Here is a 24,988-nt window from a genome sequence, read left to right as displayed (position 1 = left end):
TCAGGACTTGGCGGCATCCGGCGGCGGCGGAGCGCCGTCGCGGGCTGGCGGGACCGCCTTCAGGATCGCGTCGGCCAGGGCCGCCTGGGCATAGGGCTTGGACAGGCGCGGCAGCCGGCCGCCGGCGTCCGGCGGCAGTTCGGCGTAGCCGGTCGTCAGGATGACGGGCAGTTCCGGATGCCGCGGCGCCACGACGTCCGCCAGCTCGAGACCGGTCATGCCCGGCATGACCTGGTCGGTGATGACGAGGTCGACCGTGGTCCGTTCGAGAAGCAACAGCGCCTCCGCGCCGGAGGTTGCCACCTGCGGCGCGTGCCCGAGATCGTCCAGCATGGCGCGCGTGTTGGCGAGGACCAGCGGATCGTCGTCGACGGCGAGGATGCGCAGCGGGCGGATCGTATCCGGAGCGGCCGCGGGCACGTCGGGCGCCGGCGGCGCGGCCGGCAGGTCCGCGACGGGCAGCCACAGTTCCGCGGCCGTGCCTTCGCCGAGCCGGCTGCGGAGACGGAACTGGCCGCCGAGCTGCTCGGTCATGCCGTGGATCATCGAGAGGCCCAGCCCCGTGCCCTTGCCCGGGCCCTTGGTGGTGAAGAAGGGTTCCGCGGCACGCGACAGGGTCGCGGCGTCCATGCCCGTGCCGGTGTCCTCGACCACGAGGCGGACGTAACGGCCGGCCGGCAGGACGACGTCGCCCGGCCAGTCCTCGGCCTCTGCCGACAGGGTCAGCATGCCCCCGTCGGGCATGGCGTCGCGCGCGTTGATGGCGAGGTTGAGCAGCGCGGTCTCGAGCTGCTGGGGGTCGGCCGCGACCGCTTCGATGCCCGGCGGGAGGGCGTTCCTGACCGTGATCGTCGGTCCGACCGAGCGCTGCAGGAGGTCGGTCATTCCGGCCACGAGCGCGGCGAGGTCGACGGGCTTGCGATCGAGCGCCTGGCGCCGCGCGAACGCGAGCATGCGCTGGGTGAGGGTGGCGCCGCGCTGGGCGCCCTGCATGGCGTTGTCGAGCAGGCGGGTCACGCGCGGATCGTCGCCGGGCAGGTGCCGCCGCAGCAGGTCGAGGCTGCCCATGACGACGGTCAGGAGATTGTTGAAGTCGTGCGCCACGCCGCCGGTCAGCTTGCCGATCGCTTCCATCTTCTGCGATTGCAGCAGCGCTTCGCGCGTGCGCTCCAGTGCGAGCTGCGCCTCGCGCCGTTCGGTGATGTCGCGCGTGATCTTGGCGAAGCCGAGCAGACGGCCCGACGAATCGCGGATGGCGTCGATCACGACGTTGGCCCAGAAGCGGCTGCCGTCCTTTCGTTGCCGCCAGGCTTCCGCCTCGAAGCGGCCGTCGCGCTCGGCGATGGAGAGGCTGCGGGCCGGCTCGCCGCGGGCCCGGTCGTCGTCGGTATAGAAGCGCGAGAAATGCTGGCCGACGATCTCCCCGGGCGCGTAGCCCTTGATGCGCTGCGCGCCGGGGTTCCAGTTGCTGACGATGCCGCGCGGATCGAGCATGTAGAGCGCGTAGTCCGTGACGCCTTCGACCAGGAGCCGGAACTGCTCCTCGCTGCGCCGCAGCTCCTCCTCCGCCTTCTTCCGCTCGGTGAGGTCGCGGGTGACCTTGGCGAATCCGATCAGGCCGCCATCCGCATCGTGGATGGCGTCGATGATGACGAAGGCCCAGAAGCGAGTCCCGTCCTTGCGCACCCGCCAGGCTTCGATCTCGAAATGCCCGGTGCGAGCCGCCGTCTCGAGGGCGCGTTGCGGCATCCCCGCGGCACGATCGGCAGGCTCGTAGAAGGTCGAGAAGTGACGGCCGACGATCTCCGAGGAATGGTAGCCCTTGATGCGCGCGGCGCCGCTGTTCCAGGTCGTGACGGTCCCGGCGGGGTCCAGCATGCAGATGGCATAGTCCGTGACCGCTTCCACGAGCAGGCGGAGGCTCTCGGCCTCGGTCGCCGCGAGGTGAGGTCGATTCCCCCTTTCCAGCATGCCCGTCCTGCCCACCGTTATCCCCGGGCCATCGTCGTACAGTTTCGCGCTACGTCAACGCTCGATGGGGCGTCCGGTTTCACGGCCACGATGGAACCCTCGCGCGGCCGAGGCAACGAGGGCGCACGAGCGACGTTCTCCCGGCCATGTCCCGTCAAAGTGTCGTGGCCCGGCTGGCCGAGGCCCATGGTCTGGTCCTGATCCGGCGGGAGGCGCTCACCATTCGCCGCCGCCGGTGCGGCAAGGGGTTCGCGTTTTTCCTCGAGTCCGGCCGCCCGGTCCAGGAATCGGCGATCGTCCAGCGGCTGAAGGCGCTGGCCGTGCCGCCTGCCTATGCCAACGTGCGCTTCGCGGCCGACCCGCAGGCCCATCTCCAGGCTGTTGGGGACGACGCCGCCGGACGGCGCCAGTACCGCTACCACCCCGACTGGTCGCGCGTTCGCGAGGCATTGAAGGCACGCCGGCTGGCCGGCCTCGCCCGGGCGCTTCCGACGGTGGGTCGCGCGGTTGCCCGATACCTTCGGTCGGGCGAGGTCGACCGCTGCTATGCTGCGGCCTGTGTCGTCGAACTGGTGCGCCTCACCGCGATCCGCGCCGGCGGCGAGGCCTATGCCCGCGAGCATGGGACGCGTGGTGCCGCCACCCTGCTGAAGTCGAATGTCAGGCTGGAGACGGGCGACCGCCTCACCCTCACCTTCAAGGCCAAGGGCGGCAAGCCGGTGACCAAGACCGTGCGCAGCGCCCGGCTCCGCGCTGCCATCGCGCGGCTGCTCGAGCTGCCGGGTCGACGGCTGTTCCAGTATCGCGGGCCGGATGGCGAGGTGCGCCGCATGCGGGCGTCGGAGGTCAATGCCTTCCTGCAGGAGGTATCGGGCCGACGGATCTCGCTGAAGGACTTCCGGACCCTCGTGGCCTCGGCGGCGGCGCTCCGGGCGCTGGCCGGAACGGCGCCGGCGACCAGCGAACGCCAACGTCGCCGGCAGGTGCGCGAGGTCGTGATCGAGATCGCCGAGGACCTCGCCAACACGCCGACCGTCTGCCGGACATCCTACGTGCACAATGCGGTGGTATCGGCCTTCGAGGCCGGTGCATTGAAGCGCCTGCAAACGGTCCGGTCGGTCGCCGGCCAGGCCAGCGTGCTCGCACGGCTGGTCGCGCGCCAGGGCTCCTGACGGGACCGCTCGGACGGGCGGGCCCGGGACCGCGCCTCCTTCTTTCCTTCGTCACGCGGCCGCTGTAAACTGCCTCGCTTTCCCGGCGTATGGCACTTGGAAAGCACATGGCTCACATTCGTTTGAACACCCACCCTGCCCAAGGCGGGCAGGCGGCGCCGCCCGTGGTCTGGGGCGCTCGAGACCCCGTGATCAGGGGCCCCGTGGTGGGCACAGTGGGCGATCCGTCCAGGCGCAATGCGATCGGCGTGCATTCCGGCAGCTACGGCATCTACCGCGCGCTGGCGATCGCGGCGCAGGAGCTGAAGCCCGGCCATCGGCCCGACTTCACCAACACCTCGCCGGCCGAGCCGATCGGGCCGTTCGAGAGCTGGTACGATCCGAAGAAGATCGTGTCGCTCGACCCGTGGGGCCACATGGTCGCCGAGGTGTTCGCCGACAAGCTGGCCGCCGGCTGGGACATTCGCCCGACCATCGCCGTCACCAAGGCGCACGTCCACATGCCGGAGATCCGCGACGCCATCGCGGCCGGCCGCCTCAAGCCCGACAACGACCTCCTGATGCCGAGCGGCGACGTGCGCGTGACCAAGGCCGCGGTCGAGCCCGTCTGGTGGCTGCCGGGAATCGCCGAGCGCTTCGGCGTCAAGGAGACCGACCTGCGGCGCACGCTGTTCGAGCATACCGGCGGCATGTACACAGAGCTGGTGACGCGGCCGGACCTCGAGCTCTTCCTGCCGCCGATCGGCGGCGCGACGATCTATTTCTTCGGCGACGTGCAGCAGCTCGGCAAGGCCGAGACGAGGATCGCCTGCCGCCTCCACGACGAATGCAACGGCTCGGACGTGTTCGGATCGGACATCTGCACCTGCCGCCCCTACCTCGCGCACGGCATCGAAATCTGCATCGAGATGGCCCAGCAGGGCGGTGTCGGCGTCGTCATCTACAATCGCAAGGAAGGGCGCGCGCTGGGCGAGGTCACCAAGTTCCTGGTCTACAATGCGCGCAAGCGCCAGCCCGGCGGCGATTCGGCGGCGCAGTACTTCAATCGCACCGAATGCGTGGCCGGCGTGCAGGACATGCGCTTCCAGGAGCTGATGCCCGACCTGTTCCACTGGCTCGGCATCGCGCGCATCGACCGCTTCGCCTCGATGAGCAACATGAAGTCCGACGCGCTGCGCGAGCAGGGAATCGAGGTCGTCGAGCAGGTGCCGATTCCCGACGAGCTCATCCCGGCCGACGCCCAGGTCGAGATGGATGCCAAGAAGGCGGCGGGCTACTTCACGCCCAAGAAGCCGGAGGCCGCCGAGCTCGCCAAGGCGAAGGGGCGGGGCCTCGACGAGTGAATCCCGCGGAGCTGGCATACCTGCGAACGCCCGCGGCGATCCGCGAGCGCGCCGAGGCGATGCTGAAATATGTCGAGGACGGGCGCTCCGCCTGGTTCTCGGTCGACGCCAATGGCCTCGAGGCCGCGGTCCAGGCGACGCTCGAGGTGACGCGCCGGCGCTTTCCCGATCCGGTGGCCATTCCCTTCCATTCGCGCTGGCGCCATTTCGAGGCCGGCGGCCGCGACCGCTGGGCGGCGCTCGCCCCGCGCCTCGCCGGGCTGCCGCCGGAGGAGGTCGCGCGGCGGCGCATGGACCTTGCCGTCGTCTCGGTGCTGCTCGATGCCGGCGCCGGCCCGTCGTGGTCCTATCGCGAGCCCCAGACCGGCGAGACCTATGCCCGCTCCGAGGGTCTGGGCGTGGCGAGCTTCCACATGTTCGCCAACGGCGCCTTCAGCCGCGACGCCAAGGGCGACCCGCTGCGCGTCGACGCCGAGCGGCTGGCGGTGCTCACGCCGATGGACATCGCCATGGGCTTCCAGGTGAAGGCGCATAATCCGATGACCGGCCTCGAGGGCCGCGCCGAGCTGCTGCGCAAGCTGGGTGGGGTCGGCCTCGCCCGGCCGGGCGACCTGTTCGATCTCGTCGCCGCGCCGAAGGTGACGGCCGCGTCCATCCTCGCCGCCGTGCTCGACCGGCTGTCGCCGATCTGGCCGTTGCCAATGGGCGATGTCTGGCCGCATCCGGCGATCGGGCTGGTGCCGTTCCACAAGCTGTCGCAGTGGCTGTCCTATTCCCTGGTCGAGCCGCTGGAAGGGGCGGGGCTCGAGGTCGTCGAGCTCGATGCCCTGACCGGCCTGCCGGAGTACCGCAACGGTGGCCTGCTGGTCGATGCCGGCGCGCTCCGGCCAAAGCAACGCGCGCTGCTCGAAGAGACGTTCGCGCCCGGCGACGAGTCGATCGTCGAATGGCGGGCGCTCACCGTGGCGCTGCTCGACCGCATTGCCGCCCACGTCCGTGGCCATCTCGGCCTCGACGCCGGACGGCTGCCGCTGGTCAAGGTGCTGGAGGCCGGCACCTGGTTCGCCGGCCGCGTGCTGGCGGCGGAGCGCCGCCCCGGCGGCGGCCCGCCGATCGCCGTCGCCAGCGACGGGACCGTGTTTTGAGCCGGCGCGTCGCCAGAGCGCCGTCCGGGATGTCAGGATACTGGGGGAGATACTGAAATGTCGTTGCCGCCGTCGATCCACGTGGTCAGCCATCCGCTGGTGCAGCACAAGCTCAGCAAGATGCGCGACAAGGAAACCTCGACCACCAACTTCCGCCGCCTGCTGCGCGAGATCGGCCTGCTGCTGGGCTACGACGCCACCCGCGACCTGCCGCTGGTCGAACGGGAGATCGCGACGCCGATCGAATCGATGAAGGCGCCGCTGCTGGAAGGCAAGAAGCTGGTGATCGTGCCGATCCTGCGGGCCGGTCTGGGCCTGGCCGAGGGCATCGTCGATCTCGTGCCGCTGGCGCGCGTTGGTCATGTCGGGCTCTACCGCGATCCGCGGACGCTGCAGGCCGTCGAGTACTACTTCAAGATCCCGCAGGACATCTCGGACCGCGACGTCATCGTGTGCGATCCCATGCTGGCGACGGCGCATTCCGCCATCGCCGCCGTCGATCGGCTGAAGGAGTCGGGCGCCAAGCGCATCAAGTTCATCTGCATCCTGGCGTCGGATCAGGGCGCCCGGGCCTTCGCCGAGGTCCATCCCGACGTGGAGGTGTTCACGGCAGCGGTCGATGCAAAACTCAACGATCACGGGTATATTGTTCCGGGCCTGGGCGACGCGGGGGACCGTCTGTTCGGGACAAAATAAAACGATCGAGGGAGATCGCGCATGTCACCGGACCTCAAGTACCTCCTGTTCTCGACCATCCTTTGTTTCGTTCAGGTGCTGATCGCGGCGGCCGGTGCCAACGCCCAGGTGGGCCTGCCGACCCTGGCCGGCAACCGCGAGGCGCTGCCGCAGATCACCGGCTGGGCGGGCCGCGCCCGCCGCGCCCATCTCAACATGGTCGAGAACCTGGTGCTCTTTGCGGTTCTTGTCCTCATCGCTGCCGTGGCCGGAAAGGCCAACGCCACGACCGCCCTGGGCGCGATGCTGTTCTTCTGGGGACGGCTCGCCTACGCGATCGTCTACCTGATCGGCATCCCCTGGCTGCGCACGCTCCTGTGGTTCGTGTCGGTGATCGGCATGGTCCTGATCGCCTGGGTGCTGCTGACCTAGAGCGGCTTGCGCTACATCGGGACCGCCTGAGCGGTCCCGATTTAGCGGAAACGCATCAGGACGGGCAGCTCCGGATTCCGGCATCGAGCGTTCGACCGATTCCGACCGAACGCTCGTTGCTCTAGGCTCGCAGTTCCGCGGCGTCGCGCGCCTCGCTGGCGCTGACCAGCAGCACGACGAGGATCGTCGTCAGGCCGGCGAACAGGGCCGGTCCGGCGAAATCGAGGCCTGCCAGGTCGATCGCGAGCACGGCCAGGGCGGAGAGGTTGGCGAGGCCGAGCGGCGTCGCCATCTGTCGCCAGGCCGCGCCCAGCGCGCGGCCGGCTTCGGCGCCCAGCACGTCGAGGCAGAAGCGCCCGGCCAGCGCCGGTCCGCGCAGCAGGCGGCGTGCCGGACCCAGCACGGCGTCCGCCATCCTCCTGACGGACGCGACGAGCGTCGCGGCACCGCTCGTGAGAGCGGCAGCCAGCGACCCTGCCAACAGCCGCGGCAGGCTATGCGGTCGCGCCAGCACTGCCGCGACCGACCGCGCGAGGGTCGGCAGCGTGCCCAGCACGAGGCCGAGCACGAGCCCGACCTGGGCGCCACGCACGCCGCCGGCCAACGCGCCGGCCATGGCGGCGAGGGTGGCGTTGACGGCGCAGGCGACCAGCAGCCGCCGGTCGCGGGGGTCGATCGATCGCATGGCACGGCCGTCACATCTTGTGGCCAGGCTGCGCGGCGCCCATCGGTTCGACGGCGAGCTCGATGTCGATCTTCCCGGCCTTCTCGAACACGAGGGTGGCGGACACGGGCTTGTCCCTGTTGAAAGGCGCCTTCAGCCCCATGAACATGATGTGGAGCCCGCCGGGCTTCAGGGCAACGGTGGCGCCGGGCGGGATCTCGAGGCCCTTCTCGAGTTCGCGCATGCGCATGACGCTGCCGTCCATCGTCATCTCGTGGATCTCGACCTTGTTCGCGGCCGGGCTCTGCGCGGCGATCAGCCGGTCCGGCGTCGTGCCGGTATTGGTGATGGTGAGGAAGCCGCCGCCGGCGGGGGCGGTCGGCGGCGTGGCGCGCGTCCAGGGCTGGTGGATCTTCAGGCTGCCCAGCGTGTAGTCCTTGGCCCACGCGGGCACGGCGAGGACGATCAGGCAGAAGATCGGCAGGCAGAGGATCGGAAAGAGTCGGCGGATCATTGACGGTCTCCTCAATGGGTCTTGGGTTGGGCGTCGAGCCAGGCGCGGACCTGGCCAAGGTCGGCCACGCCGGGCAGGACGGTCGCCTGGCCGGCGCGGTCGATCATCACGGTGCGCGGCAGCTCGCCCGCCCAGCGCGGGTCGATCTCGTAGCGCAGCCGCTCGTAGAATCGGTCGGTGAAGCTCCAGCTCTCGGTCCTGCCGAGGCCGGCGCGATCGAGCGTCGCCGCGAGACGCTCCGGGTCCTGCGGCAGCGGGTCGGCGGCGACCAGCACCAGCTTGAGGTCGGGCCGGTCCGCCGCGAGCTTGCCCCATTGCGGCAGCTCGACCAGGCAGGGTCCGCAGGTCAGGCCCCAGAAATGGATGACGGTGGGCGTGCCGGCATGGGCGGCGCGCAGCTTCGCCCAGCTGCCGCGCTCGAAGGGCAGGGGATTTGCCTGGGCGCCTCCCAGCGACGCCAGGGTCAGGAGCAGGGCGAGGACGAGCGACAGTCTCATGGCTGTTCCTCCAGCGGGATGAGACGATAGCCCTCCTGCTCGGTCAGCCAGGACAGGTAGGCGCGTCCGGCATGGGCGACCAGCAGCGGATGGTCGGAAGCGTCGCCGGTATCGGCCACCGTGCGCGGCGCGCTCCAGGTGCGGCCGCTGTCGCGGCTCGCCTGCCAGCGCACCGCGGTGCGCTCGCCATTGAATTCCTTCCAGACGAGATGCAGCGCAGGGCCGTTGGCCAGCAGGAAGGGCCGCGCCGGCTGCCGCTCGGGCACGGAGAGCGCGCGGGGCGGGTCGAACGGCGCGTCAGCAGAGTCGGCACGGGCGTAGAACAGGCCCTGGCGGGCGGCACCGTCGGTGAACCAGGCGACGTGCTGCGAGCCGTCCGGCGCGATGGCGATCGACGGGCCGTGGTGCGGGCAGGCTTCGATCTTCCAACCGTCGACGCTGACGCGGCGCAGCGGGCCCGGGGTCGCGGCATCCTTGAAGGTGAGGACGGCATGGTCGCGCACCGAGCCGGGAAAAATGTTGCGGAACACGACCGCCGGCCGGCCGGCGCCGGCAAAGGCGACGCTCAGACGGCAGCATTCGCAGGTATTGTCGAGCGCGATGGTGGTCGGGCCGAAGCCGCCCGCGCCATCCTCCCAGGCATAGGCCAGGGCGGCGCCGGGATAGGGCTTGCCGGCGGCGCGTGCCCGCGCGGCATCGCGCTTGTCGAGCCAGGTGGCGAAGACGCGGCCCGACGGATCGACGGCGGCGGTCTCGAACCGCTGACTGGTGGCGTCGGCCGTGATCGGCCGCGGCGCGGGAAAGCTCGCGCCCCCGTCGGGCGAGCGGCTGAAGAACGCCCGGCCGTTGAAGTTCCTGTCCTGGAAGATCGCGAAGGTGACGATCGGGTTGCCGCTCGGATCGATGGCGATGCGGGCCCGCGCATCGGGCCCCCAGTCGAGATCGAGAGGCCGCGGCGTGACCGCGACCGGCGCCGAGAAAGTGCGGCCGAGATCGGTCGACTTCATCGCCATGATCCGCCCGGCGCTCGGCCGCACGAGCCACAGCGTCCCGTCGGGCGCGAAGGCGGGCGCCGCGGTGAATGGCTCCGGCGCCTTGGCCGGCGTCCCGTGCGCCGACTGGTGCTGGTGCTGGGCGACGGCGACGCCGCCCAGCAGGACGAAAGCAACCGAGGCGATCGCAAGACGCATCAGAACCTCACTTTCAGGCCGGCGATGGCAGTCAGCGGCATGCCGAGCTGCGGGATGGCCGACGCATTGATGGTCGATCCCTCGAACGACGTCCGACTATAGCCCTGGGCCAGGTACTGGACGTTCGTCAGGTTCTGGATGCTGCCGTAGATATCGACATCCTTGACGGGCGACCAGCGCAGGCCGAGGTCGATCAGCGCGGCGCCGTCGTTCAGCGTCGTGTGGTTGGTGTCGTTCCAGTAGGGTGGGAACGCCTTCAACGCTGCGGTGATGAGCAGGTTCTCGATCGGCCGCCACTCGACGCCCGCCGTGAACATGTAGTTGGGGACCTGGCCGAGCTGGACGCCGGTGCGCACCAGCGTCGGATTGGTCGAGCTGGTGAGGTAGGCCACCGTGTTCGTGAAGCTCCCGATCAGCCGCAGTTGCTCGACCGGCTGCCAGGTCGCGATCAGCTCGAAGCCCTGGAACGTGGCATTGCCGACGTTCTGGTACTGCCTCACCGTCGTGAAGGCGGGACCGAGTCCCGCCGCCGTGACGAAAGGCGCGGCGCAGACCGGGTTGGCGTTGCAGACGGTGATGAAGTCGATGAAGTTGTTGAGGTTGTTGTTGAAGTAGGTGCCCGACAGGGTGAAGCCCTTCCACTCGAAGTCGAGGCCGACCTCCTGGCCGAAATTGGTCATCGGCTGCAGGTTGGGGTTGATGGTCGCGTAGCTCGTGCCGCTGGCGAACACCCGGTACATCTGGTTCATGCCCGGCGCCGAGAAGTTGCGGTAGATCGCGCCGCGCAGCGTAACCTCGTCGCTGGCGTGGAACTTCAGTCCGATCCGCGGATCGAAGCTCGAGGCGCTGGCGTTCGGCACCACGTTGAGCGTGCTGGAGTTCTGGGTCAGCACGCTGGCATTGATCGCCTGCCAGAAGTCGCCGCGCACGCCCACCGTGATGTCGACCGGGATGTCGGTGAAGCGGTACGTGCCCTGGCCGAACACGCCCTGCAGGCGGTGCTCGCCGTTGACGACGAACGTCGTGGGATTGGCCGAGGCACTGGCGAAGAGGTTGTTGTAGTCGGTCACCAGGGTTCGCCGCGCATCGACGCCGATCTTGACGTCGCGCAGGGGGCCGAAGTTCGCTTCGTAGAAGATCGAGCCGCCCTGGTCCGCGCTCGGCGAGGCCTCGATCTGGCTGACGAACTGGTTCGTCGCCGCCGTGTTGTTCAGGTTGTAGCCGCCGCTCGCCACGTTGATCGTGCCGAACGAGCCGCCGGCGAGCCAGCCGCTGGCGTTGATCGAGGACTGGTCGTCGATCTGGTACGTGCCGCCCAGCAGGAGCCGGTAGGTCGACCAGTTGTTGTGCGCGAATCGCCAGACCAGCCCGTCCTCCCAGGTCTGGTTCCAGTAACCCTTGGCGAAAACCTTGAGCTTGTCGCTGGGCGTCAGGAAGACGCTGGCCGCGACGTTGTCGGCCTTCGATGCCGTCGGCACGAGGTTGACGTTCTGGTACCGCGCCGGCGTGAGGTTGTAGCCCGAGCTCTGGCCGTGGTTGTAGCTCATGCCGACCTTGACGTTGTCGTTGACGACGTAGCTGCCGGCGACCTCCGCGTTGGCCGTGTTGTAGCTGCCGTAACTCACGTCGGCGGCAACCCCGGTCTTCTCGGGTTCGCGGGTCACGATGTTGATGACGCCGCCCATCGCCATGTTGCCCCACAGGCTGGTCGCGCCGCCGCCCCGGATGACCTCGATGCGCTCGACCGAGTTCTTGGGGATGGCGCTCCAGTTGATGGTGCGGAAGTAGGGATCGTTGACCGGCACGCCGTCGACCATCACCAGCGTGTTGATGGTCGTGCTGGTGCCGAAGCCACGGATGTTCACCGGCTGGGCGGTGGGATGGAGCTGGCCCGTCGGGACGTTGGGCAGCCAGACGCCCGGGATGCGATTGACGAGCTGGTCGACGCCGGTCTCGGGCGCCGCCTGGATCTGCTGGCGGCCCAGGACCGTGGTGCTGACGTCGAGATTGTCGAGCGTCGAGCCGCGGCCGGCGCTGACGGTGATGGCGGGCAGGGCCACCGGCGCCGGCTGTGCCGACGGGCCGGCGGGCGGGTTCGTGGGTGGCGGCGCGTTCTGCGCCCGGGCAAGAGCTGGACTCAAGGCAAGACCTGCGAATGCGGCCAGCGCGGCCGCGCGAACGGACAACATGAAAATCTCCCCCATGGACGAACGAACGCGACACGGCGGGGCCGTGTCGCGGCTTCAGACGTCAGACGGGGAGGGGAGGGCCGCGGGGTTGGCTGGGTCCGTCGCGGATGCCGACCGGCGCCAGCGCCGGGTCGGCCTGGGGCGGCAGGGCGATTGCCGCCAGCCGCTCGACCAGGATGAATTCCGTCGGCGGGGCGGCGAGCACGGGTGCGTGCGCGAGGCCGATGCAGCAGTCGTGAAGCTGTGCCGCCGGCCCGGAGCCCTGGTCGTCCTGAACGGCGCCGGGCTTGCAGATGGCCGCCCAGGCGCTCGGCCCGCCACTGCGCATCAGCGCGGCATGGGCGAGCGGCTGCAGGAAATTGAGCGTGATCGCAAACAGCGCGACGGCGAGTGCCGCCGCGCGCCAGCCCTCGACGGGTGACCTGCGATCCATGATGCAGCTACGCACGAATCGCCGGTGCGAGGGAAGGGACAGGTTGTCCTAGGTGCGTTGCGCGTGGCCGAGAGCGTGCCGCGCCGCGGAAAGGATCTCGCCGGCCAGCACCCGGTCGTCGACGGCGCGCGCCAGCACCAGCGCGCCGACCAGGCCCGCGTAGGTGGCGATCGCATGCCGTCGACGGGCGGTGGCCGGGCCGCGCTTCAGCAGGTCGGCGATGCGGTCGATCTGCCGGCGGATTCCCGCCGTCACGGTACGCTTCATCGCGGGCGTCTGCCGTGGCGTCTCGCCGGCCAGCGCGGCGACCGCGCAGCCGCCGCCGCGGTCCGCGACGTGGCGGGGCGACAGATAGGCGTCGACCAGGGCGGCGACGTCGCCGGCCTTCTCCTGCCAGGCCAGCGACCGGTCGATCGCCTGTTCCATCGCCTCGACCGCCAGCGCGTCCTTGGACTCGAACTGGCCGTAGAAGCCGCCATGCGTCAGGCCCGCCGCGCGCATGATCGCGTCGACGCCGGTCCCGTCGAAGCCCTGTTCGCGGAACAGCCGTGCCGCCGCCTCCACGATTCGGCGCCGGTTCTCCGCCGCCTGCTCCCGGCTGACCCGCATGAGCCCCTCCTCTGGCACCCCGAGAAATTTATTCATGACGATCGTCATCCATATTCCTAGATGTCGGTTACCACCTGATCAAGGAGACTCTCATGAAGGATCGCACCGCCCTCTCTACCGCACTCGTCACCGGCGCCTCGGCCGGCATCGGCGCGGTCTATGCCGACCGGCTGGCCCGGCGCGGCCACGACCTCGTTCTGGTCGCGCGCAGCGCGGCGAAGCTCGAGGCCCTGGCGGCGCGCCTGCGCGGCGAGACCGGTGTCACAGTAGAGGTCCTGGCGGCCGATCTGGTCGATCCGGCCGACCGGGCGCGGGTCGAGCGGCGGCTGCGCGACGACGCCCGCATCGGCCTGCTGGTCAACAATGCCGGCACGACGGTGCCGGGCGGCTTCGCCAATGCCGATCTCGACACGCTGGAGAAGCTGGTCGCGCTCAACGTCACGGCGGTCACCCGGCTCGCGGCGGCGGTGGCGCCCCGGTTCTCGGCCGAGGGGCAGGGCGCGATCGTCAACATCGCGTCGGTCCTCGCGCTGGCGCCGGAGGTGTTTCCCGGCATCTATCCCGCGACCAAGGCCTATGTGCTGACCCTCTCGCAGTCCCTGGCGGCCGAACTCGGCCCGCGCGGCGTCTATGTCCAGGCAGTGCTGCCCGGCGCGACGCGCACCGAGATCTGGGCCCATGCCGGCCGTGACGTCGACAGCATCCCGGGCGTGATGGAGGTCGACGACCTCGTCGATGCCGCCCTGGTCGGCTTCGACAGGCGCGAGCCGGTGACCATCCCGCCGCTGCCCGATGCAGCGCAGTGGGACGCCTTCGCGACGGCGAGGCTGGCGATGCTGCCGAACTTCCGTCAATCGAAGCCCGCGGCGCGCTACCGCGCCGCCGTCCCGGCCTAGAAGGGCCGGCCTAGAGGGCGAGAGCCTCCAGGCGGGGGTCGCCGCTGCGGCGGGCGAAAGCGGAGAGCTGCCACAGCGCGGCGAGATGCAGGCCCGGGATCTCCAGCCGGCCGTCGGCGAGATCGGCGACGAAGTCTGCCCAGGGCAGGACGTGGACGGCGATCATCTCGCCGGGGTCGAGCGCCTGCGGCCCGACCTCGCGAACGTCGAGCGCCAGGTAGGCGTGGACGCGGTTGTTCTGGCGCGCGGTGTTGGCGCTCGAGGAGCCCAGGTAGAGCCACGTTTCGGACGCGTAGCCCGTCTCCTCCCGGAGCTCGCGCTGCATGGCGGCCAGCAGGTCCTCGCCGGGATCGTCGGGTGCGCCGCTCGGCAGCTCGAAGGAATTGCGCCCGATGCCGTGCCGGTATTCCTCGATCAGCACGATCTCGCGGGCGGGCGTCAGCGCGATGGCGCACACCCATTCGGGAAACTCGATCGTGTGATAGGGCGACAGGACCGTGCCGTTGGGCACGCGCACCGTGTCGCTGCGTACCGCGAGCCAGCGGTCGCGGTACGAGAACCTGCTGTCCAGGACCTGCCACGGCGCGATCGCCGCGGCCGGCTTCTTGCCGTCGGCCATCACACCGCCGTCCAGCCGCCGTCGACGACCAGCTCGGCGCCGGTGACGTAGGAGGCCTCGTCCGAGGCGAGAAACAGGATGGCGTTGGCCACCTCGTCGACCTCGCCGGCGCGGCCGAGCGGCACGCCCTTCAGGGTCTTGGCGCGCATCGCCGGGTCGGCGGTGCGGCCCGAGGTCCGCATCGGCGGCATCAGGCCGGGATGCACGGAGTTGACGCGGATGCCGTCGCGGCCGTGCTGGGCCGCGCCTGCCTTGGAGATCAGGCGTACCGCGCCCTTCGACGCATTGTATCCGACATGGATGTAGCCCTGGCCGACGATGCCGGAGATCGACGACAGGTTGATCACCGAGCCGCCCTTGCCGCGCTTCTTCATGGCGGCGATGCCGTGCTTCATGCCGAAGAAGACGCCGGTGGCGTTGATGCCCATCAGCCGCTCCCACGCGGCGGTGTCGTAAAGGTCCTGCTCGGCCGAGCCGGAGATGCCGGCATTGTTGACCAGCACGTCGAGGCCGCCATGGCGGGCGACGATGCCGTCGACGAGCGTCCGCCACTGCCCCTCGTCGGTGACGTCGAGATGGGCGTACTCGGCGGTGCCGCCGGCCTTCGCGATCCCGGCCGCGACCGCCTCGCCCTCCGTGTCGAGCACGTCCGCGACGACAACCGCCTTGGCGCCCTCGCGCGCGAACAGGCGCGCCGTCGCCGCGCCCATGCCGCCCGCCGCTCCCGTCACCAGGGCGACCTTGTCCTTCATCCGCATGGTCTCTCCTCCTTCATCACGCCATCTTGGGGCATCACGCCATCTTGAGGCCGATGATGCCGGCCACGATCAGGCCGATCGACACCATTCGCATCGCCGATGAGGAATCGCCGAAGGCGAGGATCCCGACGGTGAAGGCGCCGACCGCGCCGATGCCGGTCCATACGGCGTAGGCCGTGCCCATCGGGATCGTGCGCTGCGCCATCAGCAGCAGCGCGCCGCTGGCGGTCATCGCGACGACCGCGAAGACGATCCAGAGCGGGCGCGCCCCCTGGTCGGTCCAGCCGAGCTTGAGGCCGACCGGCCAGCCGATCTCGCAAATTCCCGCCAATACAAGATAGAGCCAAGCCACAAACCCCTCCTTGGCCGGCGCGACCGTCGTTGACGACAGCGTTACAGCCTGTTCTGATTGAGACTTGCATGCATCTTGCAAGATAGCGAGAGCAACGCAGGTTGGGCTTGAACGAGGGTGATGGGAGCGTGTCATGAACGAACGGGATCTGCGCCGTCTGATCGGCGACGTTAAGCTCGGAAAGCTTTCGCGACGGGGATTCGTGCGGCGAATGGCGGCCGTGGGTCTCACGGCGCCGCTGGCCACGCAGCTGCTGGCCATCTCCGGCGTGGCGATGGCCCAGACGACGCCTCAGTACAAGCCGACCAAGCGCGGCGGCGGCGGTCTGCTCAAGGTGCTGTGGTGGCAGGGCCCGACCCTGCTCAACCCGCACTTCGCGGTCGGCACCAAGGACCAGGACGGCAGCCGCGTCTTCTACGAGCCGCTGGCCGCCTGGGATCCCGACGGCAATCTCAAGCCCAAGCTCGCCGCCTCCATTCCCGGCCGCGAGGACGGCACGCTGGCGGCCGACGGCAAGTCGGTGGTCTGGAAGCTGAAGCAGAACGTCAAGTGGCACGACGGCAAGCCGTTCACCGCCGACGACGTGGTCTTCAACTGGCAGTACGCCAAGGATCCGGCCACCGCCGCGACGACGTCGGGCTCCTACAACGAGGTCATGGTCGAGAAGCTCGACGACTACTCGGTGATCGTGAAGTTCGCCAAGACGACCCCGTTCTGGGCCGACGCCTTCGTCGGCACCCGGGGCATGCTGATTCCCAAGCACCTGTTCGCCGACTTCACGGGCGCCAAGTCGCGCGAGGCGCCGACCAACCTCAAGCCGGTCGGCACCGGCCCCTACCTGTTCAAGGACTTCAAGCCGGGCGATCTGGTGTCGGGCACGATCAACCCGAACTACCATCAGGACAACAAGCCCTACTTCGATGCCATCGAGATGAAGGGCGGCGGCGACGCCGTCTCCGCGGCGCGCGCCGTCCTGCAGTCCGGCGAGTTCGACTTCGCCTGGAACATGCAGGTCGAGGACGAGATCCTGTCGCGCCTCGAGAAGGGCGGCAAGGGCAAGGTCGTCATCTCGCCGGGCGGCAATATCGAGCACATCCAGCTCAACAACACCGACCCGTGGACCGAGGTCGACGGCGAGCGCTCCAGCCTCAAGACCAAGCACCCGACGCTCAGCGACCCGGCGGTCCGCCAGGCCCTGTCGATGCTGGTCGACAAGGGCTCGATCGAGAAGCACATCTACGGCCGCACCGGCCCGGCCACGGCCAACTTCGTCAACAACCCGTCGCGCTTCGTGTCGAAGACGACGAAGTACGAGTTCAACGTCGACAAGGCCAGCGAGGTGCTCGAGAAGGCCGGCTGGAAGAAGGGCGGCGACGGGATCCGCGAGAAGGACGGCAAGAAGCTCAAGTTCGTCTACCAGACCTCGATCAATCAACCGCGCCAGAAGACCCAGGCAATCGTCAAGCAGGCGGCGCAGAAGGCCGGCATCGACATCGAGCTGAAGTCGGTGACGGCGTCGGTGTTCTTCTCGTCCGACGTCGCCAACCCGGACACCTACACCAAGTTCTACACCGACCTGCAGATGTACACGACGACCATGTCGCAGCCGGACCCGGAGGTCTTCCTCCTGCAGTTCTGCTCGTGGGAGGCCGCCACCAAGGAGAACAAGTGGCAGGGCCGCAACATCACGCGCTGGCAGAACAAGGCGTACGACGACAACTACAAGGCCGCCCAGGTCGAGGTCGATCCGGTCAAGCGCGCCGCCATGCTGATCGAGGCCAACAACATGGCGATCAACAACTACGTCGTCATACCCGTGGTCAGCCGCCCCGGCGTCGCCGCCATGGGCGCCAAGCTGAACGCCACGATCAGCGGCTGGGACAACAACACCTGGGACCTGTCGGACTGGTACAAGGACGCCTGAGCATCTGATGGACGACGCCCCGGGGCACCGCCTCGGGGCGTTTCCTTTACGTCGAGAGACATCTCGTGAGCCGTCAGTACGTCATCCGCCGCCTGCTGATCGCCATCCCGAGCCTGTTCGGGATCAGCGTCATCCTGTTCACCATCCTGGCCATGGCGCCCGGCGATCCGTTCGAGGAGCTGGCCACCAATCCCGCCATCCCGCCCGAGGTCCGGCAGGCGCTGCGCGCCAAGTTCGGTCTCGACGACCCGGTGTGGCAGCGCTACGTCCACTGGCTCGGCGCCATGGTGCAGGGCGACTGGGGCTTCTCCTTCCAGAGCCGCATGGACGTCGACAAGCTGATCCTGCAGCGCCTGCCGGTGACGCTGATCGTCATCGGCGCCTCGCAGCTCCTGGCCATCTCGGTGGCCATACCGGTCGGCGTGCTGGCCGCGATCCGCCCCTATTCGGTGTTCGACCAGATTGCCAGCACCTTCGCCATGATCGGCTTCTCGCTGCCGACCTTCTTCACCGGCCTGGTGCTGATCCTGATCTTCTCCATCCAGCTCGACTGGCTGCCCTTCGTCTATCGCGCCGACATCGACGCCACGGGCTTCGCCTTCTACTGGGAGCACATCAAGCAGTCGATCATGCCGGTCATCGTCCTCGGCCTTGCCCAGGCCGGGACCCTGGTGCGCTTCATGCGCTCGTCGGTTCTCGACGTGATCCGGCTGGACTACGTCACCACGGCGCGCTCCAAGGGCATCGGCGAGCAGAAGGTCATCGTCCGGCACGTCGTGCGCAACGCGCTCATTCCGGTCGTCACCCTGGTGGCGCTGCAGCTTCCGGCGGTGTTCGGCGGCGCCATCGTCACCGAGCAGATCTTTCGCGTCCCCGGCATCGGCTCGCTGCTGATCGCGGCGATCCTGGCCAACGACACGCCGGTGGTCATGGGCGTCACATTCGTGATCGCCTGCCTCGTCGTCCTGTTCAACCTCATTGCAGACATTCTCTATGGCTGGCTCGACCCCCGGATCTCTTTCCGCTGAGGCGCCGGCGGCCGTCGCCGCCGCCTCGCTGCGCAAGGCGCGATCGATCTCGCCCGCCCTCGAGACGTGGCGGCGCTTCCGTCGCCATGTGCTGGCGGTCAGCGGCGCCCTCGTCCTCCTGGTCATGGTGCTCGGCGTGCTGGTCGGGCCCTATGTCTGGACCGTGCCGATCAACGAGATCGACTTCGCCGCCAAGCTCGAGGGCCCCTCGCTCGCCCATCCGCTGGGCACCGACGACCTCGGCCAGGACCTGCTGGCGCGCATGATGTACGGGGGGAAGATCTCGCTCGCCGTGGGCTTCGCCGCGATGCTGGTGGCGCTTTTCGTCGGCGTGCTGGTCGGGGCGGTCGCCGGGATGGCGAGCGGCTGGGTCGACGCCGCCCTGATGTGGCTCACCGACCTCTTCCTCGCCCTGCCCACGCTGCCGCTTCTGCTGCTCGTGATCTACCTGTTTCGCGACAGCGTGAAGCAGGTCCTGGGCGTCGAGGGCGGCGCCTTCGTGCTGATCGTGCTGGTGATCGGCGGGCTGCGCTGGATGCCGGTGGCCCGCCTGGTGCGTGCCCAGTTCCTCAGCCTGCGCGAGAAGGAGTTCGTCGAGGCGGCGCGCGCGCTCGGTGCCTCCAGGGTGCGCCAGGTCGTGCAGCACATCCTGCCCAATGCGCTGGGTCCGGTCATCGTGGTGGGCACGATCGACGTGGCCGCCGCCATCATCTTCGAATCGACGCTGTCGTTCCTCGGACTGGGCTTCCCGTCGGACGTCCCGACCTGGGGCTCGATGCTGCGCGATGCCAAGGACTATCTCGACATCGCACCGCACTGGGCCCTGTTCCCGGGCGGCGCGATCTTCCTGACCGTCCTTGCGATCAACTTCATCGGCGACGGGCTGCGCGATGCCTTCGACCCGCGCCGCGTCCTCTAGGAGCAAGCGTCAGCGTGCAAGACACCCTGCTGGACATCCGAGGCCTCAAGACCTGGTTCAAGACCGAGGACGGCATGGTGCGCGCCGTCGACGGCGTCGACCTGCATATCGATCGGGGCGAGACCCTGGGCGTGGTCGGTGAATCGGGCTGCGGCAAGACCGTCACCGCCCGGTCGGTCCTCAAGCTGATCGACATGCCGCCGGGCCGCTTCGAGGCCGGCCAGATCCTGTGGCAGGGCAGGGACCTCATCCCGCTCGAGCAGGCCGACATGAACCGGATCCGCGCCCGCGAGATCGCCATCGTGTTCCAGGAGCCGATGACCTCGCTCAATCCGGTCTACACGGTGGGCGAGCAGATCGCCGAGGTGATCGCGCTGCACCAGAAGCTTTCCCCGAAGCAGGCGATGGCCGGCGCCGCCGAGATGCTGCATCTGGTCAACATTCCCAATCCGCAGCGCCGGGTGCACGACTACCCGCACCAGTTCTCCGGCGGCATGCGCCAGCGCGTCATGATCGCCATGGCGCTTAGCTGCCGGCCCAAGCTGCTGATCGCCGACGAGCCGACCACCGCCCTCGACGTCACCATCCAGGCGCAGATCCTGGAGCTGATGCAGGAGATGAAGGAGAAGTTCGGCATGGCGATCATGCTGATCACCCATGCCATGGGCGTGGTCGCGGAGACCTGCCAGCGCGTCACGGTGATGTACGCCGGCAAGGTGGTCGAGGAGGCGCCGGTCGAGGCCCTGTTCGGCGATCCGCGCCATCCCTATACCCAGGGCCTGATCCGCTCGATCCCGCGCATCGACCGCGCGGTTGGCCGCCAGGCGCGCCTGGAATCGATCCCCGGCACGGTGCCGAGCCTGCTCAACCCGCCGCAGGGCTGCCGCTTCGCCGCGCGCTGCAAGCACGCCATGGACATCTGCACCCAGGCCATGCCGCCGCTCAAGGAAGTGGCGCCGGGCCATCGCGTGGCTTGCGTACTATGAACGCCCCCCTGTCCCCTGCCGAGGAGCTCCTGAAGGTCCGCGACCTGCGCAAGCATTTCGCGGTCAAGGGCGGCATCCTCTCGCGCACCGTCGACCGGGTCCATGCGGTGGACGGCGTCAGCCTCGACATCGGCAAGGGCGAGACGCTGGGGCTGGTGGGCGAATCGGGCTGCGGCAAGTCGACGACGGGCCGCTGCATCCTGCGCCTGATCGAACCCAGCTCGGGCGAGGTCTGGTTCCAGGGCAACGACGTCACGAAGATGGATCACGGCGCGCTGCAGGCGCTGCGCCGCGACATGCAGATCATCTTCCAGGATCCCTACGCCTCGCTGAACCCGCGGCTCAAGGTCGGAGCGATCATCGGCGAGGCGCTCGCCATCCACAAGCTGGCGCCGACGCGGAAGGCGATGGAGGACCGCGTGGTGCAGCTCCTCGAGACGGTCGGCCTGCAGCCCGACCACATGCACCGCTTCCCGCACGAATTCTCCGGCGGCCAGCGCCAGCGCATCGGCATCGCCCGGGCGCTCGCCGTCGAGCCCAAGCTGATCGTCTGCGACGAGCCGGTGTCGGCGCTCGACGTGTCGATCCAGGCCCAGGTCATCAACCTGCTCGAGGACCTGCAGGAGCAGTTCGGACTCACCTACCTGTTCATCGCCCACGATCTCAGCGTCGTCGAGCATATCTCGACGCGCGTCGCCGTGATGTACCTCGGTCGCGTGGTCGAGGTCGCGCCGGCGCGCGACCTCTACGACGAGCCGCTACATCCCTATACGGAGGCGCTGCTGTCGGCCGTGCCGATCCCGGATCCGACGGTCAAGCGCAAGCGGATCATGCTGGAGGGCGACGTTCCCAACCCGATCCGGCCGCCCTCGGGCTGCCATTTCCACACCCGCTGCCCGATCGCCAAGCCCGACTGCTCCCAGCGCGTGCCCGAGTTGCGCGAGAGCCGCCCCGGGCACTTCGTCTCGTGCCACTACCGGGGCTGAGCCGCCGCCGAGCGGCCGACGCCCCGCCTCAGCGCCCGATCTTCCAGCCCGATTCCTGGGCGAAGGACTGGAAGAAGTCGGCATCGTAGGCGCGCTCGGGCGCCTCGCGGACGCGCCTGTCGATGATCTCGGCGTCCTTGCCGACCAGGATGCGCCAGCGATCGGCCTTCACGCCGTCCAGGATGATGGTGGCGGCCTCCGCGGCGCTGGTCGGCGCCTCCTCGAGGAAGCGCCGCGCCCGTTCGTGGGCCAGCCTGGCGATGTCCTCGTTCGAGAGCTTCGACGTGTCGACGCCCATCGAGGCGACGCGGGCGCGCATCTGGTCGATCTCGACGGCGTTCATGTCGTCCGAGGCGTTGCCGCTCTGGATCTTGCGCGAGTTGCTGACGATCGAGGTGCCGATATGCCCCGGCATCACCACCGAGCACTTGATGTGCGGGGCGTTCATGCGCAGGTCGGTCTGCAGCGCCTCGCTGAAGCCCTTCACGGCGAACTTGGCGGCGGAGTAGGCGGTGTGCGGGATGCTGGGCCCGACCGAGGCCCAGAAGCCGTTGACGCTCGACGTGTTGACGATGTGGCCCTTGTCTGCCTTGAGCAGCATCGGCAGGAAGGCACGGGTGGCGTAGTAGACGCCGTACCAGCAGACGTTGAAGGTGCGCTCCCACTCGCCGCGCTCGTGCACGATCATGCTGCCGCCGCCGCCGATGCCGGCATTGTTGAACAGCAGGTGGATGCGGTCGGTGTCCTGGTCGCGCGCCACCTCGGCGGCGAAGCGCTGGATATCCTCCTCGTCGGACACGTCGGCGACGTGGCAGGTGATGCGCAGCCCCTGCGGCAGGCGCTCGGTCTCGCACAGGCGCTTGGTCTCGGCCATCGCCGCCGCCGACACGTCGCACATGGCGACGTTGCAGCCCTCGGCGACGAGCTGGCGGGCGAGCTCGCGGCCCATGCCCGTGCCGCCGCCCGTGATGACGGCAATCCTGCCGGCCAGATCCTTCATGTGCGTATCACTCCCGTTGTCATCCCGAGCGCGAGCGAGGGACCTTTTTGAGATGCCGATCAAGGGTCCCTCGCTACGCTCGGGATGACAAGGGCCTTCGGTCCCACTAGCGTGCCGTCACGATGCTGCTCGAAACGCTGCTGCCACTCGGCAAGGTCGATCCCGGCCTGCGCGCGCCCGAGACGCCGCTCGACCTCGCGACCGTGGGCCGCGACGCCCGGCTGCTCGAGGAGCTGGGCTATGACGGGCTGGTGGTCGAGGAGACCAAGGACGATCCCTTCATCCTGCTGGCGCTCGCTGCCCAGGCGACGACGCGGCTGCGCATCGGCACCTCGGTCGCCATCGCCTTCCCGCGCAGCCCCGCGGTGACGGCGATGAGCGCCTGGACGCTGCAGAAGCTGTCGCACGGTCGGTTCACCCTGGGGCTGGGCACGCAGGTGAAGGCCCATATCGAGCGCCGCTTCGGCTTGCCCTGGTCGCCGGCAGGGCCGTGGATGCGCGAGTATGTCGGCGCGGTGCGGGCCGTCTGGGACTGCTGGCAGACCGGCGCCCCGCTCGACGTCCGGGGACCTCACTACACCATCAACCTCATGGTGCCGCTGTTCAATCCCGGCCCCATCGAGCATCCGCGCATCCCCATCCAGCTCGCCGCCGTCAACGCGATGATGTGCCAGGTGGCGGGGGAGGTGGCCGACGGGCTGCGGCCTCATCCGGTCTGCACGCCGTCCTACATCGCCGAGGTGATGCTGCCGGCGGTGCGCGCCGGCGCAGCCCGGACCGGCCGGCCGCTCGACGACTTCCAGGTCTCGATGAAGCCCCTGGTGGCCGCCGCCGCGACCGAGGCCGAACTGGCGCCCAAGGTACGCGACGTGCGTGCGCGCATCGCCTTCTACGCCTCGACGCCGCAGTACCGCGCCGCCTTCGCCCATCACGGGCTGGGCGAGCTCGCCGACCGGCTGAAGCTCCTGTCGCGCGCCCAGCGCTGGGAGGAGATGCCGCAGCACATCAGCGACGAGGTGTTGCACACCTACGTGACGGTCGGCACCTACGACGAAATCGCCGGCAAGCTCTGCGACCGCTACGGACCGGTCGTCACCCACTGCGAGTTCTCGATCCCGGTGAAGGACGACGCCGACCGCGACCGGCTGCGCGGCCTTGCCGCGGCGATCCAGTCGCAGAGCCTCGACCGCGCCCGCCGCGCGATCGGCGGGTAGCGGACACGGCGCCAGAGCGCCCGCCACCTCTTGTCATCCTGAGCGAAGCGAAGGATCCCATGAAGATGGCAAGCGGCGATGAGGTCCTTCGCTGCGCGCAGGACGACAGGTCGCGAAGGAAGAGCGCCACGGAACGGCGCGCCCCCAGCGAAGATCATCGCCGGGTGCGCGCCGAGGCCTACTCCGCCGCCTGCGCCTTGGGCTTGACCGGGGCCATCGCCTTCATGGTGCCGCCGTAGCGGTCGGTGAAGGCGGAGGTGTCGATCTCCTCGAGCTCGATCTCGCGGTTCAGCACCTTCTCCTTCCACTTCAGCAGCTCGGGGTGGGCGCCCTGGAACTCGGGCATCACTTCCTTCGCGAACAGCTCCAGCGATTCGCAGATGTGCTCGTGGGTGTTCTTGCCGGCCTGATTCAGCAGCACGACCTGGTCGATGTTGGACGACTGGAACTTGCGCAGCTTGCGGCGGATCGTGTCGGGCGAGCCGATCAGGCCGCCGCGCAGCGCCGCCTGGTGCGCCTCGGGATTGGCCTTCTTCCACTTCTCGTACTCTTCCCACATGTTGACCGTGCCGGCGGGCGGCCGGCGGCGGTCGGCCGACTGGCCGTAGAAGCGCAGCGCGAACTGGAAGAACGTGTCGCCGTCGGCGCGGGCGCGCGCCTCCTCGTCGGTCTTGGCGCACATGAAGAACGAGACCAGCGCGATGTTGGGATTGGTCCTGTAGTCGGCCAGCAGCTTCTGCCGCTTCACGAAGGCGTTGTAGTAGGCATGGACCCAGGCATGCGCGGCATCGGCCGAGACGAACTGGAAGCCGAGCGCCCCCATGCCCCATTCGCCGCACTTGGCCAGCGTCTCGAGCTGCGAGCAGGCGACCCACAGCGGCGGGTGCGGCTTCTGCATCGGCTTCGGGACCACCATGCGCAGCGGCATGTTGAAGTGCTTGCCCTTGTGCTCGCTGGGGCCGTCCTTGAACATCGGGATGATGGCGCGGACGGCCTCCTCGAAGACCTCGCGCTTGTTCTCCATGGTGATGTCGAACGGCTCGAGCTCGGTGATCGACGCGCTCTCGCCCATGCCGAACTCGGCGCGCCCGCTCGACAGAAGGTCGAGGCAGGCAACGCGCTCGGCGATGTGGGCAGGATGGTTGGTCGTCAGCTGCAGGATGCCGTGACCCAGCCGGATCTGCTTGGTGCGCTGGCTGGCGGCGGCCAGGAACGAGGCCGGCGACGGCGAGTGCGAATATTCCTCGAGGAAGTGGTGCTCGACCTCCCACGCATAGTCGTAGCCGAGCTTGTCGGCCAACTCGAGCTGGGTGAGTGCGTTCTGGTAGAGCCGATGCTCGTCGCCTTCCTTCCAGGGTCGCGGCAGCTGCAGCTCGTAGAAGATGCCGAACTTCATGCGTTTTCTCTCCCGGTGCTTGTCCCGCCAAGCATGCGCGCCTCCGCCCGCGATGCAAGTGCAGGGCGGCACGGCG

General features: G+C 69.0%; 25 protein-coding genes. 12 read left to right on the top strand and 13 right to left on the bottom strand.

Annotated elements, in window-relative coordinates:
• A complete protein-coding gene (locus ACO073_RS23655) occupies positions 1–1,968 on the bottom strand; it encodes a PAS domain S-box protein (RefSeq protein ID WP_422002200.1) in 1,968 nt (655 codons plus the stop codon).
• A 149-nt stretch (positions 1,969–2,117) separates the two neighbouring features.
• On the opposite strand from ACO073_RS23655, the gene ACO073_RS23650 reads away from it, so the two are divergent.
• The 5 genes from ACO073_RS23650 (at position 2,118) to ACO073_RS23630 (ending at position 6,738) form a co-directional block, all read left to right on the top strand.
• Complete coding sequence (locus tag ACO073_RS23650) at positions 2,118–3,143, top strand: DNA topoisomerase IB (protein ID WP_422000830.1); 1,026 nt, start codon at positions 2,118–2,120, stop codon at positions 3,141–3,143.
• An 89-nt stretch (positions 3,144–3,232) separates the two neighbouring features.
• A complete protein-coding gene (locus ACO073_RS23645; protein WP_422000828.1) occupies positions 3,233–4,486 on the top strand; it encodes a GTP cyclohydrolase II in 1,254 nt (417 codons plus the stop codon).
• A complete protein-coding gene (locus ACO073_RS23640) occupies positions 4,483–5,631 on the top strand; it encodes a URC4/urg3 family protein (protein ID WP_422000827.1) in 1,149 nt (382 codons plus the stop codon). Before ACO073_RS23645 ends, ACO073_RS23640 begins: the two co-directional genes overlap by 4 nt.
• Before the next feature lie 57 nt (positions 5,632–5,688).
• A complete protein-coding gene (gene upp, locus ACO073_RS23635; RefSeq protein ID WP_422000826.1) occupies positions 5,689–6,327 on the top strand; it encodes a uracil phosphoribosyltransferase in 639 nt (212 codons plus the stop codon).
• A 21-nt stretch (positions 6,328–6,348) separates the two neighbouring features.
• Positions 6,349–6,738, top strand: a complete 390-nt coding sequence (locus ACO073_RS23630; protein ID WP_422000824.1) for an MAPEG family protein — start codon at positions 6,349–6,351, stop codon at positions 6,736–6,738.
• Positions 6,739–6,859: 121 nt separating this feature from the next.
• Here the strand turns inward: ACO073_RS23630 and ACO073_RS23625 are convergent, their stop codons facing one another.
• The 7 genes from ACO073_RS23625 to ACO073_RS23595 all read right to left on the bottom strand — a co-directional run bounded on the left by ACO073_RS23625 (position 6,860) and on the right by ACO073_RS23595 (position 12,834).
• Positions 6,860–7,423, bottom strand: coding sequence for a hypothetical protein (locus tag ACO073_RS23625; RefSeq protein WP_422000822.1), 564 nt, complete (start codon positions 7,421–7,423; stop codon positions 6,860–6,862).
• A gap of 10 nt (positions 7,424–7,433) precedes the next feature.
• Positions 7,434–7,916, bottom strand: coding sequence for a copper chaperone PCu(A)C (locus ACO073_RS23620; RefSeq protein WP_422000820.1), 483 nt, complete (start codon positions 7,914–7,916; stop codon positions 7,434–7,436).
• An 11-nt stretch (positions 7,917–7,927) separates the two neighbouring features.
• Complete coding sequence (locus tag ACO073_RS23615; protein ID WP_422000818.1) at positions 7,928–8,413, bottom strand: TlpA family protein disulfide reductase; 486 nt, start codon at positions 8,411–8,413, stop codon at positions 7,928–7,930.
• Positions 8,410–9,603 carry an exo-alpha-sialidase gene (locus tag ACO073_RS23610; RefSeq protein WP_422000817.1) on the bottom strand — a complete coding sequence of 398 codons (1,194 nt, stop codon included), beginning with the start codon at positions 9,601–9,603 and terminating at the stop codon, positions 8,410–8,412. The genes ACO073_RS23615 and ACO073_RS23610 overlap by 4 nt, the downstream gene beginning before the upstream one ends.
• Positions 9,603–11,744 carry a TonB-dependent receptor gene (locus ACO073_RS23605; RefSeq protein WP_422000815.1) on the bottom strand — a complete coding sequence of 714 codons (2,142 nt, stop codon included), beginning with the start codon at positions 11,742–11,744 and terminating at the stop codon, positions 9,603–9,605. Before ACO073_RS23605 ends, ACO073_RS23610 begins: the two co-directional genes overlap by 1 nt.
• 109 nt (positions 11,745–11,853) lie before the next feature.
• Positions 11,854–12,225: a DUF2946 family protein gene (locus tag ACO073_RS23600; protein ID WP_422000814.1), complete on the bottom strand. Its 372-nt coding sequence runs from the start codon at positions 12,223–12,225 to the stop codon at positions 11,854–11,856.
• A gap of 48 nt (positions 12,226–12,273) precedes the next feature.
• The gene (locus tag ACO073_RS23595; RefSeq protein ID WP_422000812.1) at positions 12,274–12,834 is read right to left on the bottom strand and encodes a TetR/AcrR family transcriptional regulator; all 561 of its coding nucleotides are present in this window, start codon (positions 12,832–12,834) and stop codon (positions 12,274–12,276) included.
• 92 nt (positions 12,835–12,926) lie between these two features.
• Between ACO073_RS23595 and ACO073_RS23590 the strand changes: the two genes are divergently transcribed.
• The gene (locus tag ACO073_RS23590) at positions 12,927–13,730 is read left to right on the top strand and encodes an SDR family NAD(P)-dependent oxidoreductase (protein ID WP_422000810.1); all 804 of its coding nucleotides are present in this window, start codon (positions 12,927–12,929) and stop codon (positions 13,728–13,730) included.
• A 10-nt stretch (positions 13,731–13,740) separates the two neighbouring features.
• On the opposite strand, the gene ACO073_RS23585 is transcribed toward ACO073_RS23590, so the two are convergent.
• Genes ACO073_RS23585 through ACO073_RS23575 form a run of 3 tightly spaced genes read right to left on the bottom strand, consistent with a single transcriptional unit; the run spans position 13,741 to position 15,459 of the window.
• Positions 13,741–14,349 (bottom strand): NUDIX hydrolase, encoded by a 609-nt coding sequence (locus ACO073_RS23585; RefSeq protein ID WP_422000808.1) that lies wholly within the window; start codon positions 14,347–14,349, stop codon positions 13,741–13,743.
• The gene (locus ACO073_RS23580) at positions 14,349–15,107 is read right to left on the bottom strand and encodes an SDR family NAD(P)-dependent oxidoreductase (protein ID WP_422000807.1); all 759 of its coding nucleotides are present in this window, start codon (positions 15,105–15,107) and stop codon (positions 14,349–14,351) included. Before ACO073_RS23580 ends, ACO073_RS23585 begins: the two co-directional genes overlap by 1 nt.
• A gap of 34 nt (positions 15,108–15,141) precedes the next feature.
• Positions 15,142–15,459 (bottom strand): DMT family transporter, encoded by a 318-nt coding sequence (locus ACO073_RS23575; protein ID WP_422000805.1) that lies wholly within the window; start codon positions 15,457–15,459, stop codon positions 15,142–15,144.
• Positions 15,460–15,592: 133 nt separating this feature from the next.
• Between ACO073_RS23575 and ACO073_RS23570 the strand changes: the two genes are divergently transcribed.
• The 5 genes from ACO073_RS23570 to ACO073_RS23550 all read left to right on the top strand — a co-directional run bounded on the left by ACO073_RS23570 (position 15,593) and on the right by ACO073_RS23550 (position 21,302).
• Positions 15,593–17,383, top strand: a complete 1,791-nt coding sequence (locus ACO073_RS23570) for a peptide ABC transporter substrate-binding protein (RefSeq protein WP_422000803.1) — start codon at positions 15,593–15,595, stop codon at positions 17,381–17,383.
• Positions 17,384–17,448: 65 nt separating this feature from the next.
• Positions 17,449–18,411 (top strand): ABC transporter permease, encoded by a 963-nt coding sequence (locus tag ACO073_RS23565; protein WP_422000801.1) that lies wholly within the window; start codon positions 17,449–17,451, stop codon positions 18,409–18,411.
• Positions 18,377–19,330, top strand: a complete 954-nt coding sequence (locus ACO073_RS23560) for an ABC transporter permease (RefSeq protein ID WP_422000799.1) — start codon at positions 18,377–18,379, stop codon at positions 19,328–19,330. Before ACO073_RS23565 ends, ACO073_RS23560 begins: the two co-directional genes overlap by 35 nt.
• Before the next feature lie 74 nt (positions 19,331–19,404).
• Complete coding sequence (locus tag ACO073_RS23555; protein WP_422002199.1) at positions 19,405–20,316, top strand: ABC transporter ATP-binding protein; 912 nt, start codon at positions 19,405–19,407, stop codon at positions 20,314–20,316.
• Entirely contained in the window at positions 20,313–21,302 is a 990-nt protein-coding gene (locus ACO073_RS23550; protein WP_422000797.1) for an ABC transporter ATP-binding protein, read from the top strand. The genes ACO073_RS23555 and ACO073_RS23550 overlap by 4 nt, the downstream gene beginning before the upstream one ends.
• Before the next feature lie 28 nt (positions 21,303–21,330).
• Here ACO073_RS23550 and ACO073_RS23545 read toward each other — a convergent pair whose 3' ends face one another.
• Entirely contained in the window at positions 21,331–22,302 is a 972-nt protein-coding gene (locus tag ACO073_RS23545) for an SDR family NAD(P)-dependent oxidoreductase (protein ID WP_422000796.1), read from the bottom strand.
• Positions 22,303–22,424: 122 nt separating this feature from the next.
• Between ACO073_RS23545 and ACO073_RS23540 the strand changes: the two genes are divergently transcribed.
• Positions 22,425–23,516 carry a TIGR03617 family F420-dependent LLM class oxidoreductase gene (locus tag ACO073_RS23540; protein ID WP_422000794.1) on the top strand — a complete coding sequence of 364 codons (1,092 nt, stop codon included), beginning with the start codon at positions 22,425–22,427 and terminating at the stop codon, positions 23,514–23,516.
• Between the two features lie 178 nt (positions 23,517–23,694).
• Here ACO073_RS23540 and ACO073_RS23535 read toward each other — a convergent pair whose 3' ends face one another.
• A complete protein-coding gene (locus ACO073_RS23535; protein ID WP_422000792.1) occupies positions 23,695–24,912 on the bottom strand; it encodes an LLM class flavin-dependent oxidoreductase in 1,218 nt (405 codons plus the stop codon).
• Positions 24,913–24,988: the final 76 nt, after the last annotated feature.

This window comes from Reyranella sp. (genome assembly GCF_965229815.1).
Classification (GTDB): Bacteria; Pseudomonadota; Alphaproteobacteria; order Reyranellales; family Reyranellaceae; genus Reyranella.
The sequence above is the reverse complement of the archived record's forward strand: the minus strand, read 5'-3'. Positions and strand labels throughout refer to the sequence as shown.

Coding starts and splice junctions, on each gene's coding strand:
- ACO073_RS23650 (WP_422000830.1), top strand. CDS start 2,118: ATGTCCCGTCAAAGTGTCGTGGCCCGGCTGGCCGAGGCCCATGGTCTG.
- ACO073_RS23645 (WP_422000828.1), top strand. CDS start 3,233: ATGGCACTTGGAAAGCACATGGCTCACATTCGTTTGAACACCCACCCT.
- upp (WP_422000826.1), top strand. CDS start 5,689: ATGTCGTTGCCGCCGTCGATCCACGTGGTCAGCCATCCGCTGGTGCAG.
- ACO073_RS23630 (WP_422000824.1), top strand. CDS start 6,349: ATGTCACCGGACCTCAAGTACCTCCTGTTCTCGACCATCCTTTGTTTC.
- ACO073_RS23625 (WP_422000822.1), bottom strand. CDS start 7,423: ATGCGATCGATCGACCCCCGCGACCGGCGGCTGCTGGTCGCCTGCGCC.
- ACO073_RS23620 (WP_422000820.1), bottom strand. CDS start 7,916: ATGATCCGCCGACTCTTTCCGATCCTCTGCCTGCCGATCTTCTGCCTG.
- ACO073_RS23615 (WP_422000818.1), bottom strand. CDS start 8,413: ATGAGACTGTCGCTCGTCCTCGCCCTGCTCCTGACCCTGGCGTCGCTG.
- ACO073_RS23610 (WP_422000817.1), bottom strand. CDS start 9,603: ATGCGTCTTGCGATCGCCTCGGTTGCTTTCGTCCTGCTGGGCGGCGTC.
- ACO073_RS23600 (WP_422000814.1), bottom strand. CDS start 12,225: ATGGATCGCAGGTCACCCGTCGAGGGCTGGCGCGCGGCGGCACTCGCC.
- ACO073_RS23595 (WP_422000812.1), bottom strand. CDS start 12,834: ATGCGGGTCAGCCGGGAGCAGGCGGCGGAGAACCGGCGCCGAATCGTG.
- ACO073_RS23590 (WP_422000810.1), top strand. CDS start 12,927: ATGAAGGATCGCACCGCCCTCTCTACCGCACTCGTCACCGGCGCCTCG.
- ACO073_RS23585 (WP_422000808.1), bottom strand. CDS start 14,349: ATGGCCGACGGCAAGAAGCCGGCCGCGGCGATCGCGCCGTGGCAGGTC.
- ACO073_RS23580 (WP_422000807.1), bottom strand. CDS start 15,107: ATGCGGATGAAGGACAAGGTCGCCCTGGTGACGGGAGCGGCGGGCGGC.
- ACO073_RS23570 (WP_422000803.1), top strand. CDS start 15,593: ATGAACGAACGGGATCTGCGCCGTCTGATCGGCGACGTTAAGCTCGGA.
- ACO073_RS23560 (WP_422000799.1), top strand. CDS start 18,377: ATGGCTGGCTCGACCCCCGGATCTCTTTCCGCTGAGGCGCCGGCGGCC.
- ACO073_RS23555 (WP_422002199.1), top strand. CDS start 19,405: ATGGTGCGCGCCGTCGACGGCGTCGACCTGCATATCGATCGGGGCGAG.
- ACO073_RS23550 (WP_422000797.1), top strand. CDS start 20,313: ATGAACGCCCCCCTGTCCCCTGCCGAGGAGCTCCTGAAGGTCCGCGAC.
- ACO073_RS23545 (WP_422000796.1), bottom strand. CDS start 22,302: ATGAAGGATCTGGCCGGCAGGATTGCCGTCATCACGGGCGGCGGCACG.
- ACO073_RS23540 (WP_422000794.1), top strand. CDS start 22,425: ATGCTGCTCGAAACGCTGCTGCCACTCGGCAAGGTCGATCCCGGCCTG.
- ACO073_RS23535 (WP_422000792.1), bottom strand. CDS start 24,912: ATGAAGTTCGGCATCTTCTACGAGCTGCAGCTGCCGCGACCCTGGAAG.